At 40.3% G+C, this 15498-nt stretch carries 11 protein-coding genes; 5 read left to right on the forward strand and 6 right to left on the reverse strand.

What is annotated here, in order from left to right:
- Positions 1–173 precede the first annotated feature (173 nt).
- Positions 174–2114, forward strand: coding sequence for a methyl-accepting chemotaxis protein (locus BM380_RS07020; protein WP_036956678.1), 1941 nt, complete (start codon positions 174–176; stop codon positions 2112–2114).
- 74 nt (positions 2115–2188) lie between these two features.
- The gene (locus BM380_RS07025; RefSeq protein WP_090493739.1) at positions 2189–2662 is read left to right on the forward strand and encodes a peroxiredoxin; all 474 of its coding nucleotides are present in this window, start codon (positions 2189–2191) and stop codon (positions 2660–2662) included.
- 73 nt (positions 2663–2735) lie between these two features.
- Here the strand turns inward: BM380_RS07025 and BM380_RS07030 are convergent, their stop codons facing one another.
- Positions 2736–4865 carry a S8 family peptidase gene (locus tag BM380_RS07030; protein ID WP_090493741.1) on the reverse strand — a complete coding sequence of 710 codons (2130 nt, stop codon included), beginning with the start codon at positions 4863–4865 and terminating at the stop codon, positions 2736–2738.
- Between the two features lie 448 nt (positions 4866–5313).
- On the opposite strand from BM380_RS07030, the gene BM380_RS07035 reads away from it, so the two are divergent.
- Positions 5314–6498, forward strand: a complete 1185-nt coding sequence (locus tag BM380_RS07035; protein WP_090493743.1) for a BaiN/RdsA family NAD(P)/FAD-dependent oxidoreductase — start codon at positions 5314–5316, stop codon at positions 6496–6498.
- A gap of 102 nt (positions 6499–6600) precedes the next feature.
- On the opposite strand, the gene BM380_RS07040 is transcribed toward BM380_RS07035, so the two are convergent.
- The 5 genes from BM380_RS07040 to coaBC all read right to left on the reverse strand — a co-directional run bounded on the left by BM380_RS07040 (position 6601) and on the right by coaBC (position 14170).
- Complete coding sequence (locus BM380_RS07040; protein WP_254772058.1) at positions 6601–7491, reverse strand: Fic family protein; 891 nt, start codon at positions 7489–7491, stop codon at positions 6601–6603.
- A gap of 196 nt (positions 7492–7687) precedes the next feature.
- Positions 7688–8776 carry a GGDEF domain-containing protein gene (locus BM380_RS07045; protein WP_090493747.1) on the reverse strand — a complete coding sequence of 363 codons (1089 nt, stop codon included), beginning with the start codon at positions 8774–8776 and terminating at the stop codon, positions 7688–7690.
- 283 nt (positions 8777–9059) lie between these two features.
- Entirely contained in the window at positions 9060–11807 is a 2748-nt protein-coding gene (locus BM380_RS07050; RefSeq protein ID WP_090493749.1) for a S9 family peptidase, read from the reverse strand.
- Positions 11808–12165: 358 nt separating this feature from the next.
- Positions 12166–12753 (reverse strand): nucleoid occlusion factor SlmA, encoded by a 588-nt coding sequence (slmA, locus tag BM380_RS07055; RefSeq protein WP_008113236.1) that lies wholly within the window; start codon positions 12751–12753, stop codon positions 12166–12168.
- A gap of 223 nt (positions 12754–12976) precedes the next feature.
- Complete coding sequence (gene coaBC / locus BM380_RS07060; RefSeq protein ID WP_090493751.1) at positions 12977–14170, reverse strand: bifunctional phosphopantothenoylcysteine decarboxylase/phosphopantothenate--cysteine ligase CoaBC; 1194 nt, start codon at positions 14168–14170, stop codon at positions 12977–12979.
- A 141-nt stretch (positions 14171–14311) separates the two neighbouring features.
- Between coaBC and radC the strand changes: the two genes are divergently transcribed.
- A complete protein-coding gene (gene radC / locus BM380_RS07065; protein ID WP_013465906.1) occupies positions 14312–14986 on the forward strand; it encodes a RadC family protein in 675 nt (224 codons plus the stop codon).
- Between the two features lie 272 nt (positions 14987–15258).
- Positions 15259–15495 carry a 50S ribosomal protein L28 gene (gene rpmB / locus BM380_RS07070; protein ID WP_008464111.1) on the forward strand — a complete coding sequence of 79 codons (237 nt, stop codon included), beginning with the start codon at positions 15259–15261 and terminating at the stop codon, positions 15493–15495.
- Positions 15496–15498 lie beyond the last annotated feature (3 nt).

Raw genomic sequence — 15498 nt, forward strand, 5'->3', positions numbered from 1 at the left:
AATTTAAAAAAACCGCGTTTATACGCGGTTTTTTATTAGTTACCTAAAACATCCTTCCATTGAGCCTTTAGCTATCTCTCAATACACCTGACTATTACCCTAATTAAGTCTTTTACATAAAAATGTCATAAAAATTCAATACTCTGTATGAATGTCACTTTTGAGATATGTTTATGCGTGTATCATTTTTTACCCGTCTTTTAGCTATTTTATTAACGTTAGCCAGTGTGTTGCTCGCTGCTACCTTGTTATGGGCAAGTCATACATTACTAAAAATTCAACAACAAGATATTGCTTATAGCCAATTAAAAAATACCATAATGGTCGATCTTGCTGGCCTTTTAGAAGACTACTTGGCACGAGGCAATAGCCAATACCTGACGCAATCTTCAGCTTTAATTGAGCAACTTAAAGCGCAGCAGCTAACGGTACTTCCCTCTGAGTTAGAAGTGCGCCTTTCAACACAGCTATTTTCACTAAATAAAGACATTAACGGTAAATACAGAGCACTAGGAAAGCTCTCAGGTAACGAAACTGCGCTTTTAGACAATGCACTGAGACAAATGGCGGGCTCAGCGTCATCGCTTATAAATTATGTACAAAAAGCATCAACTCAAAGTAGCCATGCTCTAAGCTACAATAAGTTGGCGAGTGATTATTATAGTGAAGTGGTTAATTTATCTTTATCGACCTATCAACTGCTAAATGATTACCAGCCTGAAATTGAAAAAAGCCTGCAACAAAGCGTAAAAAATTTAAACTTACTCGCTGCAAAAATTGCACAGTTGCCTAATTTAGGAGTGATGACTGAGGTTGATGAATTTGCTTTATTTGTAGATGAGGAGCCAGAGGATTTGGCTGCTGATATAAAAGCGGAGTTGGTTAGTTGGCCTAAGCGCTATTTACGTGATTTAAGCAGTACTTTATCGCAAGCAAAGCAGCGTAATTCTGGAACGAATGAGTTACGTGAACAAATTAGCGTGTTATCAAAAACAGTGATTGAGGCAGAGCAAACATTAAAAGCGCAGCAAGATACCGTTAAACAACAAGTATTTTGGGTGTTTGGAATTGCAATAGGTGGTTTAGTAATATTAGCTTTTGGTGTTTATTGGGTGCAACGTAAACAGGTTTTACAGCCTTTGCGGCAACTACGAGATGGGTTTGCATTTTTAATCGAAAGTAATGAGTTAAAAAATATTACAGTGAATAATCCTAAAACAGAGGTTGGTGAAATAGCGCAGTATTTTAACCTGTTAATTGAGCGCCAGCGTCTGGAGGCGCAAGAAAGAGCGAGTATGCTTGGTGTCGTTAGTGACTTCATGGAGCAAATGAGTGAGCATTTAGAAAAAATAGGTACAAAAAGCGCGACTAGCTACGAACAAGTTGTTAAAAATGAAAGTTTACTAGTAAATATTCAACACATAGGTGAGCAGGTTAATCATATTAACGCTCAAGCTGCTGAAAATGCTCAAAGTACTTATGAGGCAATGCAGCAAAGTGTTGGTTTTGCTAAAAATATGCTTAATGCGAGTTCTGATACACAGCAACGTATTGAACAAGGTATGCACAGTGTGCAAGAGTTACTGAGCGGCGTACAAGGAGTGAGTAATATAATAACGGTTATTCGCACCATAGCTGAACAAACCAATTTATTAGCACTGAACGCTGCAATAGAATCAGCAAGAGCCGGTGAGCAAGGCCGAGGTTTTGCGGTGGTTGCTGATGAAGTAAGGCAATTAGCCATGCAAACCCAAGGTTCGTTAAAAGAGATTAACGATCAGCTCGCGTTATTAAGTGAGAACTCTCAAATGGTCTATTCACAAATTAATGCGTTAACTGAGGATGCACAGCTACAAACCGAAAATGCCCAAGAGCTTCAAGCAAACTCTGAAGGGGTCGCAAATAATGCTCAGCAAGCAAACACAGTTGCAGTTGAAGCAATGGAGCTTGCAAAACAGCAAAGCAATTTCCTTAGTGACTTTACCCAATCAATGCATAATATGAAAAGCCAAGTAAATGAGTCGAGTGAGTTGGTGTCTGATATTCGCTCGCAGCTAGAGCTGCAAATGGCAACAATTAAAAAGGGATTGGGTTTAGACAGTGATGCTGTTTAATCTCGGTATAAACTCGAAACCGTAAATATTAACCTGTATGCTAAAAGTCTACGTAATTACCCAAAGGATTTAACATGATTGAACAAGGTCAAACAATACCCGCAGTTAGTCTATCTAAGCTAACCGATGACGGTATGCAAACACTGACAAGCAATGAATTATTTGCAGATAAAAAAGTCGTGTTATTTGCAGTGCCAGGCGCTTTTACACCAACGTGTTCGAATGCTCATTTACCTGGATATATTAGCTTGGCTGATAAAATTAAGGCCAAGGGAGTTGACGCTATTTATTGTGTATCGGTAAACGATGCATTTGTGATGAAAGCGTGGGGTGAGTCACAAAATGCAGAGCATATAGACATGCTTGCAGACGGTGATGCTAGTTTTACTCGTGCTTTAGGGCTTGAAAAAGATACCGCAGGCTTTGGTGGAATACGCTCAAAACGATACGCGATGGTTGTTGATAATGGTGTTGTTACTGGTCTATTTGTAGAACAAGACAAAGAGTTTGTAATAAGCAGTGCTGAAGCTGTTTTAGCAACGCTTTAACACTGACGACTTTAATCAGAGAATAAAAAGCCGATACAGTGTATCGGCTTTTTTTATCTAAAGAGAGGATGTTTTATGGCTGGTATTGACCGCTTAGCGTTAAACCAGAGAATGTTTGATACGCATTAACACTTAAGTGCCATGTTCCCGCTTGAGGATTACTAAAAGTACAAGTTTCGGCGTTACCATTTTTATATGGACGACAATCATAACTTGAGCTTGTTGGCTGGCTACCAAATTTTACAAATAAGTCTGCATCACCGGTGCCGCCTGACGTTGTAACAGTAAAGCTTGCCATACCCGCCGGTACATCTAGCGTGTAATGTTTCCACTGACCTGCATTTGCTGTGATATCAGACACCGTGCCACCACCTGCTTGAGGTGTGCCTGAACCACCACCTGTTGAACCACCCGTAATGTTACCGACTAAACTCACGCCACTGTAGGCTGAATAACCACGCAGCATTACATGATAAGTGCCGGCTGTTGGATTATCAATAGAACATTCTTCACTGTTTCCACCTTTATATGGACGACAATCATAAGTGGTTGTGGTTGGTTTACTACCTGCACGTACATACAAGTCAGCATCCCCTGTACCGCCACTCATAGTGAAAGTAACATTTGTTGCACCACTTGGTACTGTCATAGTGTAAAAGTCTTGTGCACTTGCCGCACCGCTTAAACCGGTTTTGACTTCTCCATCAACAAGTTCGTTATCACCCGTTGTTGGCGGTGTACCACCAGATGCTGCAGCAACCGCAGCGGCCGCATCAACAATACCTGTACCACAGCTGGTACACGTGGCAGAGAATGGACGAGTGGTTGTTTTTAAAATACTTTCTATTTCATCAGGAGTCGCGTTTGGTTTTGCTTGTTTGATCAGTGCAGCAACACCCGCAACATGAGGAGCCGCCATTGAGGTGCCTTGCGAAAAGCCATAACTGTCGCTTGATGGTGTTGTTGAACCTGAATTGTAAGTTGATAAAACACCTTCAGAATCATTGGCAAAGCTTTGCGCGCCACCCGGTGCTGCCACATCAATATTACTTCCGTAATTTGAGTAATAAGCGCGGCCACCATTACGGCCAACTGATGCAACATTAACAACACCATTACAGTTACCTGGGTTGTAGTTTGCAGAATTATCGTTATCGTTACCTGCAGCAATAACAACAACTGTGCCGTTGTTACGAGCGGTATTAATGGCATTTTGCGTGGTTGAACTACATGCACCCGCACCACCTAAACTCATGTTAATTACATCAGCAGGATTAGCATTTGCCGATGTACCCGATACATTACCACCTGAGGCCCAAATGATACCGTCAGCAATATCTGAGGTTAAACCGCCACATTTACCCAATACACGCACTGGTACTACTTTGGCGTCATAAGCAACACCAGCAACGCCTTCACCGTTATTTGTTACTGCAGCGACAGTGCCTGCAACGTGAGTACCATGCCAACTCGAGCCTTGTGCACCGTTATTACCACATTCACCAGCTGCAACCGCATCCCCTGGATCGCGAGCATCGTTATCACGGCCATTGCCATCATTGGCGACTGATAGATTAGAGATCATATCGTAGCCTGGTAAAATATTAGCGTTTAAATCAGCGTGAGGGCGATAGCCTGTATCAAGTACAGCGACAACCACACCACTGCCTGTTGCCGTATCCCAAGCTGTTGGTAGGTTAAGTCCACCGGCTTGCTCATAGTAATGCCATTGATCATCAAAACGCGGGTCATTTGGTGTCGCAAATGGTTTTAGCATTTGATCGACTTCAATATATTCAACATTACCCGAATTAACCATTTCCTGCATGAACTGCTGGGCCTCTTCAGCGTTTAGTTTTTTATCGGCACGCATTACGTGATGGTTATTGAGTGCCATTGCGCGAACATACTTGGCTTTAACTTTGCCTTTTTTTGAGGTGAAGTTTTTTACAAAGCTTTGCGCTTTTTTATTCATCATTGCTGGTGATACATCAGCGGTTGAGGTACTCATCATATCGTTGTTATTCTTATATTTAATGATGAATTGAGTCTCAAAGCCACCTTGATTTTGTAACTTGGCTGAGGTTTCTGCCATTGAAGGTGCGATTGCTTGCGCTGGGTTTGCCATGCTTGAGCTGGCAGCAAAGAGTGTACTTATTGTTAGCGCAACAGCGCATTTTTTGAATGAATTATTAGAAGTCATAATTACCCTTAGTTTTATTATTATTTGTGAAAATCCACAAAGCGGGTACAAAGGTAAATGATCTGTTAACTATTTTGAAATATTAAATACGTATGTACCTATTTCATTTAGTTATAACCGCGTATTTAGTGCGCTTTCAGTTGTTTTGTATTTGTTTTATTGCTATCAACGATCCTAATGTATTAGATTTTTTTGGTGTTTTTTATCATTGATTTACTTTTATTGATAAATTAAAAATAATACAAAAGGGCGTGTTGACCTTTGCGGGTTAAAATAAGTTCAATCTAGGAAGAGGTTAACCGCAGCGCGCGATTTGTAACCTTGTGGGCTAAGTAAAAATCGAGCAAAGCTACCGCGCCCTGTTTACGCTTAAGATAAACACGTTCTGGCTATCTGGTTATTATTGAAACTTTGTTATAATTCACAAAAGTTTTTAAGAGATAACTAAATGACTCACGTTGATGTGATAGTGATTGGTGCCGGAGCCGCTGGTTTAATGTGTGCGGCACAAGCAGGGTATCGCGGCCGAAGCGTCACAGTACTTGATATGGGTAAAAAGCCAGGACGTAAAATTTTAATTAGTGGCGGTGGGCGTTGTAATTTTACCAATGAAAATGCAAGCCCTAGCAACTATTTATGCGCAAACCCCCATTTTGTAAAATCGTGCTTAAGTCGTTATACGCAGCACGACTTTGTAGAGCTTGTAGAGCGACATGGTTTGGCATATCACCATAAGACACTCGGGCAATTATTTTGTGACAATAGCGCACAAGACATTGTTGATATTTTACTAACCGAGTGTGAGTGGGCGGGCGTTACTATTCAACTGCGCAGCGAAGTGTTAAATGTCGCTAAAACAGCCACCGGCTATAGTGTGACCACTGAACAAGAAACACTTACTTGTGAGTCGCTTGTGGTTGCATCGGGTGGGTTAACCATGCCTAAACTGGGTGCTACGCCAATCGGCTATAAAATTGCAGAGCAATTTGGCTTAGAGATATTGCCGACTATGGCTGCTTTAGTTCCCTTTACCTTACATCAGCACGATAAAGACCGTTTTGAAGGGCTTTCGGGTATTAGTATTCCTTGTGAAGTTGCAAGCGAAGATGGCACCGTATTTAAAGAGAATATTTTATTTACTCATCGTGGTCTATCTGGGCCTGCTATATTGCAAATAAGCTCATTTTGGCGAGCAGGTCAGGCGGTAACGATCAATTTACTGCCTGAAATAGATTTAAAGCAACAGCTAGCTGATTGGCGAGAAACACAAGCGCAAAAATCGTTGAAAAATAGCCTTGCGACTATCCTACCTAAACGCTTTGTAGAAATACTCCACGACAGTAACGCTATTCCCGATTGTAATATTAATCAACTAACGCATGGCCAAATAGATGCGCTTGCTGATTATATTCATGCGTGGCAAATTAAACCAAATGGTACCGAGGGTTACAGAACCGCAGAGGTTACTTTAGGCGGTGTAGATACCGATGAGTTGAGCTCAAAGACATTTGAGGCTAAAAAAGCCAAAGGCTTATACTTTATTGGCGAAGTAACCGATGTAACGGGTTGGCTAGGAGGCTATAATTTCCAATATGCGTGGAGCTGTGGATTTGCCGCCGGGCAGTACGCGTAGTCGTTTTTAATCAATTATAAAATTTCGCTGCAAACAGCGTATTAACACGCCACTTCATCTTTGAGGTGGCGTTTATTCCTACTCTGTTTATAACTTAAGTTTTTAACTCGTCTGGGTAAGTTTATACTGCTGCATTTTGCTATTTGGTTTTTCGGGAATAGTCATTTCTATAATTCCAGCCTCAATGGCTGGCTTTAAGTAACGCTCTCTAAAATGTTTACGGTCTTTTAATCCAAGTAAATTTTGTAGCTCTTGTCGGTTTAGTGGCTTTTCGCTTTGGATAAATATATTTATTAAAGCGATGACTTGGGGGGCTTGTAAGTCTAAATTTATAGTCTCTTTAACTTGAGGGGTTTGTTGGGGGTTTTTGGTTTTTGTTATTGATTTTAAATCACTTTCTAATGACTTTAGTGCCGCTAATAATACTTCCAATATATACTCAATAAACACGGATGAGTCACCGGACTTGGTACTAAGATTAATGCTTTCAAAATAATGTCGGCGAGTTGTCGCTATAACATTGTTAATATTTATTAGTGAAAATAGCGAATGCCACTGCGATAATTGCAGGGTTTGCCACGTACACGCTATTTCAGTATTACCCTGTGCAAAAGGTTGAATAAACTGTAATTCATAATGGCATACTGCACTACTGATTAAAGGATGATGCGCGGTTGTTTTAAACCAAGCAAATAACTCCTCTACCATTTGTGGTACTCGCATTGCTTGTGGTGCCATTTGCAAACCACTTTTTAACGCTAAACTTTGCTGCCTATAACTGCCCGATTTTTCACTCAGATCTTTGATTAAGCTTCGATGCAAGGCTAATAAGATATCTGGGGTTGATAGGCCAGATGATATTGATTGAATATCAAGGTTATTGATTTGCAGGGAGGCGGTTTTTTGTTGCTTATAGTGCTCAAGCATTGCTGGCGAATATAAGGCACTGATTTTACCTAAAACTTCACTAATATTTACCATACTGTGAGTCATGCTAGCTGAAATAGAGAAGGGGGGAGTGGCGTTGCTCATTTTGGTATAGGGGTTATTCAAATCAGGGGGTTAAGAATACGCGAACTGAGTTTAAAAGTCAGTTTTAATGGGTTTTTAGTCTGGTTTTTTGTGCTGTTATTAGTTCTTTATAATTAGTTTGGTGTGTGTCGATACATTAATTGGCTATCTTACTTAGTTATAAGAGGCTAGCTGAAGCGACTATCGTTAGTTTATTGTCGCTAAAATAAACTGAATTACGACCATTATTTTTAGCTTCGTATAGTGCGCTATCGGCACGTTCTAACACGCTAATAACTGAATCATCAGAACTGATGGTAGCTACCCCTATGCTTATGGTTAGCTGAATGTTGGCAACAGGGTGTGTCGAAATATAGTCTTTTAACGCGTTTGCTTGTGCTAATGCATTGGTCAGTGAGGTGTTTGGTAAAATAATAGTAAACTCTTCTCCCCCCCAACGCGCAATTAATGAATGGTTGGGCATGTTACTTTTAATCAGTTTAGCAAACTCAGCTAACACTTTATCACCGACTAAATGACCATAGGCGTCGTTTATTTTCTTAAAGTGATCAATATCACAAATAAATAAGCAGTTTGTGGTTTTTGTTTCTTTGCTGCTGGTAATGACTTGCGACAATGCATAATCAAATTTTTGTCTATTATAAAGCCCTGTGAGTTTATCTGTTTCAGCGAGATGTTGAATCTCTATATTACGGGTTGTTAAATGCGCATATGCAGAAAAACGTGTTTTTTCATAAAATCTGAAAATTAAGATATGGGCAATGCTGACCTCAATGATGTTAAATAAAGAGCCCAGCCCGATAGTGACGGTTAGCTGTTGTTGCTTATAAGTTAGGTAAGCACAAATACAAAAAGCAATGGCGCTAAAAATGCTTCCCCAATTTCTACCCACTAAAAAAAACGCAAAAGGGGGAATAAGTGTTGCCCAAAATAAAGAGTGAGCAAGGCCACCTACAGAGATAACAAATGTCATTATTAAACTAACGACCATAAATGTAACTGCCCATGCCGCAGCACTTACATTTGCAGTTTTACTAAACCAGCCATAAATAGCTAATGATATAACTAAGCCTAATGCATCAATGGCGGCAATATCGTAACTGTGAAAGTAGAACAGGTTGAGTAGGGTTAAAACTAAAAAGTAGCAGGTTGCCGTTAATAATGAATGAGCAATTAAGCGTGTGCGCCAAAAGTCTTTATGATCTTTTGGATACTGTGGTAGTCCTTTGTACCAAAAATCTAGCATGCTCTACTTCTCTTAGACTGTGTCTTTTTTATTGACTGATTATTACTCATAACCCGCTCATATAAAAGTACCGAGTAAATAACTATAAAATAAAGGGTTATCTAGCTTGCGCTATTTTTGTATGCAAATACAGTTCTGCATTGCAGTGATAGCGAGTAGATCTTCAGCTAAAGATCTGACGGGCACATTATTACTTTGGACACTCTCTTTAAAGTGGTGATAGTTACATAGTTAAAAACCCCGATATCATGCAGTGCTATCGGGGTTTTTTAACTTCTAGTGGTTACTCTTCGATAAACGCTTCACCTTCTTTCATCCACTTAGCGGCCGGTTTGCCTTTAAGATAATGATCAAAGTACTGCATCATACGCACTGAAAAATCGACCTGATTAGGAAATTTTTTCAAGTGGTGTGGTTCACCTTCGTATTGTAAAAAGGTTGCATCTTTACCTGCGCGGCGAAGCGCTAAGTAATATTGCACGCCTTCATGCCATGGCACCGCATCATCTTTGTCGCCAAACATAATTAAGATAGGCGTGTTTACTTTATCGGCAAAAAATACCGGTGAGTTTTCAATATAAAGCTCAGGTGCTTCAAATAAATTTTTACCAATACGGCTTTGCCCTGTTTCGTATTGAAATTGGCGTGCAAGTCCAGATTTTAAGCGAATGCCACTGTAAGCACTGGTCATGTTAGACACTGGCGCGCCCGATACCACAGCTTTAAACATATCAGTTTGGGTGATCATAAATGCACTTTGATAACCCGCCCAAGAGTGGCCTTGTAAACCTATTTTATCTGGATCGGCAATGCCTAAATCAATCAGCTTTTGGGTGGCGTTGATCATGGTTTGAGTTGAAGATTTACCAGGGTGTCCTATTTCAAAGCGAATGTCAGGTAAAAAAATGGCGTAGCCATTTGAGGTAAACATCGGGAAATTAGGGCGATGATTTAATTCCATTTTTGGAAAGTCATACATGCGCTGGCTCATGTAGCGGTAAAAGTACACCACAACAGGCACTTTATCGCCTTTTTTATAATCGGCAGGCTTGATTAATACCCCTTGTAAATCTTCACCATCAAAGCCTTTATAGCTAATGAGTTCAGGTGCTTGTCCCCAAGCAAAGTTGCTTATCTGAGGGTTAAGGTTAGTTACGCGTTGTGGTTGTTTAAAGTTAGAGTCTGTTTGATAAATGTCTGGAAATTGCTGATAGGTTTGCTCAGTAAATAAGTATTTATCGGCATGTTTGGCTTTTTTAACTACATCAAAGCGCTTATTACCTGTAAGTAATTCAGTGACTTCAAGGGTTGCTAAATTAAGTTTAGCCACTTCACTTTGCTTGCTTTGTAAATTAATCGCAGAAAGCAGGATCGTATCATTGTTGTTAAAGCCTACTTGGTTTTTATCAAGTTTGATCACCCTGTACTGCGTGTTATTTTGTTTACCATTAGTTAAGCGTTTAGCTTGCTTGGTATTGACGTTAAACGACCAAATATCGTATTTGCTATAAACCAGTATTTCGCTGCTATCGTTTAGCCAGCCTGCAAAACCATAACCAGGCTGCTTGGATGGATAGTCGTGTTTGTCATCGGCAAACGTGGCGTTAATCGCCTTGCTGAGTACGCTCACTTTGTTATTACCTAAGTTTTTAAGCTGTACTTGGTTATTATCAAAGTAAGCAGCAAACTGCCCATTAGGCGCAAGGCTCGGCCTAAATGGATAGTCGTTAATGATAGGAGTTTGTTTACCCGTGTTTATATCAACAGCAAAGTAGTCAGCAAAAAAACCGCCGTACATTACTTTTTCAAGATGCGCTAAATTTGAGTAGCCTAACAATGACGTGGCACGCTCAGTATTAAGCGCCAGCTCAGGCATATTTGGGGTGCTTAACTGAACGACTTGCTGTGAGTTTATATGGTATACCGCAGTGTAATGACGATTTTTATTATTTTCATTCCATTGCTGTTCTTCGCGCGGTTTTATTTGTGCATCATTGTTGTGCCATACATTTAGCCCTTTATGGTCGCGAATTACCTCAAAGTCATACAGTGATGACTCATCTGTGTATTCTTTTTGTTTAACTTTTGCTGCGAGTTTTGGGCGGTTTTCAAAGTATAAACGTGTACCATCTTCGGCCCAAGTTAATGTCGCGGTTTTGCCCATTAACCATTCTGGGTTAGGTGATTGCACAGTGGTTAGCGTGTCGTTTTGCCACAGCGTTAATTCGTACTGACGACGACGCTTATCATCGTTTACATAGTTGCCTAAGGTAAACGCAACGGTTTTTTCGATTGGGTGCCACGCTATTTTGCTAGCAACCACACCAGGCTCATCAATTAATACGGTGCTGGTAAAATTATCGAGTGAGAATAAAGTAATTTGATTATTGCCGCCATCCACATAGCTTTGACTCACCAATAGCTGATCGCTGGTGGCACTAATGCCATAGGTAAAGGCATTTTCAAGAGTATGAGTGCGTTTATCACTTAAGTTGATGATAACCAGCGGATAGCTTTTATCTTTTTTGTCGGCAGTGATAGCGCTATCGTTGTCGAGCTTTTTATCGTCTTCTTCAGCGTTTTCATTTTTGCGATAGGCCAGCCACTGGCCGTTATTAGCTAGTACGTAATCTTTTACATCATTAAAGCTTTGCTGCTCACCGGTTTGGGTGTTGACTAATACTAAGTTATTTTTTAAGTCACTTTTTTTCTTAGTGGTTTCTTTTTCAAGCAGAGTAGGCACCTGCGTAAATGCAACCCAGTTTGCCATTTTGCTAATGGTAGGACGGGTTCCTCGTTCCACCTCAGCAATAAGCTTATTTCTATTGAGTGAGTAGACTTTCCCTGTAGCATTCCCGCGATAAGGGGTTGCACTTAAAGAAAGGATTTGACCATTTTCAGAAAGCTGCGTGCCTTTTGCAGATTTAAAATCAAATACATCTTTAAATTCTAGTGGCTTATTAGCTAAAGCACTGGCGCTCGTTAAGCTGGTAATAAGTGCACAGCCTACAAGAGTGAGTTGTGTTTTCATTATAGATTCTCGTTTTTTAACATTATTTTATTGTAACGAGTTTTAATAACAATTCGAGTAGATACGATAAGTGGTAGCAAGGCAGAGATGAGAGGTTAAAAATATAAGGTAAAAGGTGAAAGGTGAAAGGTAAAAGGTAAAACTTTCGGGCTACGGGATGCGAGGTGCTAAGTATCCGTAAAAAGTTAGGGAAGCGGAAGTTTAATTGTGGTTTTCAATTTTTTTACTTTCAGCTCTGTGTTCAAATTTATTTTTAAGTCTAATTTATAAAAAGAACACAGAGTTTATGTGGAATAGATTATAAGAAATGGCTAAATAGTTTAATTTAATAACCTTGCTATCAAAATTAACTAAAACCTTATAACCAAATTTTTTGTAATTCTGGCCATTGTTTTTCAAATTGCTCGCTAGGTCGTGCACTAAAATTACTGCGCACAAATTGGTTCATTTTACCCTCAACGTAGGCAAGCAAAAAGTTAGCTAGCGTCAGTTCATCACTTTGAAAGTTTTTACCTTCACGTAATTTACGCTCTCTAAGAATCTGTTTGAATTGGGTTTCTAGCTTTTCAAACAAGCCTTGTACACGCTCACGAAGTCGCTCTTGTTCACCCTGTAGAGCATCGCCTGTTAATATACGGGTTATGCCTGGGTTTTTTTCAGCAAACGTTAGCAGCAGTAATAGGGTGTTGTATACACGCGCTTTACTTTCTTTCTCGTTATCTAAAATAAGATTAATACGTGATAGCAGCGTGTCTTCAATAAATTCAATTAACCCTTCAAACATGCGCGCTTTACTAGGAAAGTGGCGGTAAAGAGCGGCTTCAGATACGCCAACTTCTGCGGCAAGTTTGGCTGTTGTAATACGCTGGCCTGGGCTGGTTTCTAACATTTGTGCGAGTGCTTGCAGTATTTGCTCTTTGCGATTACTTTTTTTTGTCGCAGGCATGAACATTCCTTTTTAATAGTTATTTTTTTCAACATAAATGTGCGATAACACAGCTTTGTGCCAAGTGTTACAGCGCGCAATACTCAATGGGGTGTTTTTGCACGTATTACAGCGATACATTAGTAATGCGCAAGCGTTAAGCTATTTTAGCGCAGTAAAATTACACTAAAAGGTCACAAGGCGTCATCATGTTAATGTTTTATTCAGTTTGTTTCCAGCCTTTTTATAATCGTTTGGCGAGCTGCTCGATCACTTTAACCGCTATTTCTATTTTACTGGTTTCAGGTAAATCGAGTTGTTCATTTTGCCAGTAAAGAGTGAGTGCGTTACGCTCTGAATTGAAGCCCAAGTCACTTTGCGATACATCGTTGGCACAAATCATATCGAGGTTTTTATTGGTTAGTTTCCCCTTTGCGTAATTAGCAACGTTCTGCGTTTCTGCGGCGAAGCCCACGGTGTAAGGACGGTTTTGTGTGAGGTTTGCAACCGCGGCTATTACATCTGGGTTTTTAACTAAGCTAAGAGTGAGTTCATCGCCTTGTTTTTTCATTTTTTGCGTAGCGATACTTGCTGCACGATAATCGGCCACAGCGGCACAACCAATAAAGGCATCTGAGTGAGGCGCATATTTGAGTGACTCATGCAGTAACTGTTCAGCACTTTCTATATTAATTAAATTAACACCTTGCGGTGCTGAAATAGTTACCGGACCTGAGATTAAGTTCACGTGTGCGCCAAATGATAACGCAGCTTGCGCCAGTGCATAGCCCATTTTTCCAGAGCTATGATTTGATATAAAACGAACAGGATCGAGAGGTTCACGGGTTGGACCTGCAGTAATTGTAATTGTTTTACCTGCTAAGAGTTGTGGTTGCGCAGGTTCAGTGCATAAACTCACTAATTCATGCGGTTCAAGCATTCGCCCAGCACCGACATCGCCACAAGCTTGCTCGCCTTTGCCTGGCCCCCATATAGCAACGTTGCGTGCTTTTAAAGTGGCTAAATTAGCTTGCGTTGCAGGGTGAGCATACATTTGCTGATTCATAGCTGGTGCGATGGCAACTTTTGCAGGAGTTGCGAGTAATAACGTAGTAAGTAGATCATCAGCAATGCCTACCGCCATTTTTGCAATAATATTGCTGGTGGCAGGAGCAACTAAAATTAAATCAGCCCATTTTGCAAATTCAATGTGCCCCATAGCGGCTTCGGCTGAAGGGTCTAGTAATGAGTCAGACACCATTTCACCACTCACTGCTTGCATGGTTAGCGGGGTGATAAAATGTTTTGCTGATTCGGTCATTACTACTTTAACGTCACAACCATGGTCTTTTAAGCGTCTTACGAGTTCAGCACATTTATAGGCTGCAATTCCACCGCTAATACCCAGCACTATTTTTTTATTTGTTAAATTAATCATGGTTGTTCATCAATTTTATAAAATATGGTGGCTAAAATAACAAATCTTGAGCGTGACAGCTAAGATAAAATGCGTTTTATCGCGCTAATTTTTGATTTTGCATTACAGTTATACAGTACAGTAATCTTTCAAGGATGAATCATGCAATTAACGTCACTGCCTAATTCGCTCCGCCCGCGAGAAAAACTGCTAGAAAAGGGCGCAAAGGCACTCTCTGATGCTGAACTATTAGCTATATTTTTGCGCACGGGCCTACCCGGCATGAATGCCATAGAGTTGGCGCAGCATCTGATCAACGAAAATAAAACCCTGCATAATTTGTTTAATGCCAGTATGGATGAATTTTGTGCGCAAAAAGGCTTGGGAATGGCTAAATATGTTCAGCTACAAGCAGTACTTGAACTAAGCCAGCGATACATGCAAGAGGGCTTTGTGCGCGACGCCGTTTTTAACTCCCCACAAGCCGTTTATGACTATTTAACGCTGCAAATGCGTGGATTGCAGCAAGAGGTATTTATGGTGTTGTACCTTGATAGTCAAAATCGTTTATTAAAAGATGAAATATTATTTTACGGCACAATTAATGCGGCCAGTGTATATCCGCGTGAAGTGGTAAAGGCGGCACTGAAAAATAATGCGGCGGCGGTTATTTTTTCACATAATCACCCCAGTGGTATTGCAGAACCGAGTCAGGCCGATAAGCTCATTACCAATAAGTTGTGCCAAGCACTGCAATTAGTCGACATAAATGTGTTGGATCATATTATTATTGGTGGTGAAAGCAGTGTTTCGTTTGCCGAACGGGGACTGATTTGAGTTTATCGCTTCAGATATGTGCTAAAAATGAGCGGTTTAGTGCGTTTTGGCAAATTAGTTTAATTTAAATGCAGTTTTTACTTTCCCTAAGGGCATTCGATCTTTATAATTAGCCGCTATCAAATTTACACATGAGCTGGTTGGATAAGATCAGTATTTGATCTTTGCCTGTAAAAGCTGTATAAAGAGCGCCCTTCGATTTATCTCTAGGGCACAAATACATGGCCTTAGGGAAAATTAAGCTCGAGCGAAGTTATTGGAGATATATAGACATGTCTAAAGTATGTCAAGTTACAGGTAAGCGTCCAGCGGTTGGTAACCACCGTTCACACGCGAGAAACGCGACTAAACGTCGTTTCCTACCTAACCTACAAACACACCGTTTTTGGGTTGAAAGTGAAAAACGTTTTGTAACATTACGCACTACTACTAAAGGTATGCGTATTATCGATAAAAAAGGCATTGACACGGTTCTTACTGAAATCCGTGCTCGTGGCGAAAAAGTTTAAGGA

The organism is Pseudoalteromonas sp. DSM 26666, from assembly GCF_900116475.1.
Classification (GTDB): Bacteria; Pseudomonadota; Gammaproteobacteria; order Enterobacterales; family Alteromonadaceae; genus Pseudoalteromonas; species Pseudoalteromonas tetraodonis.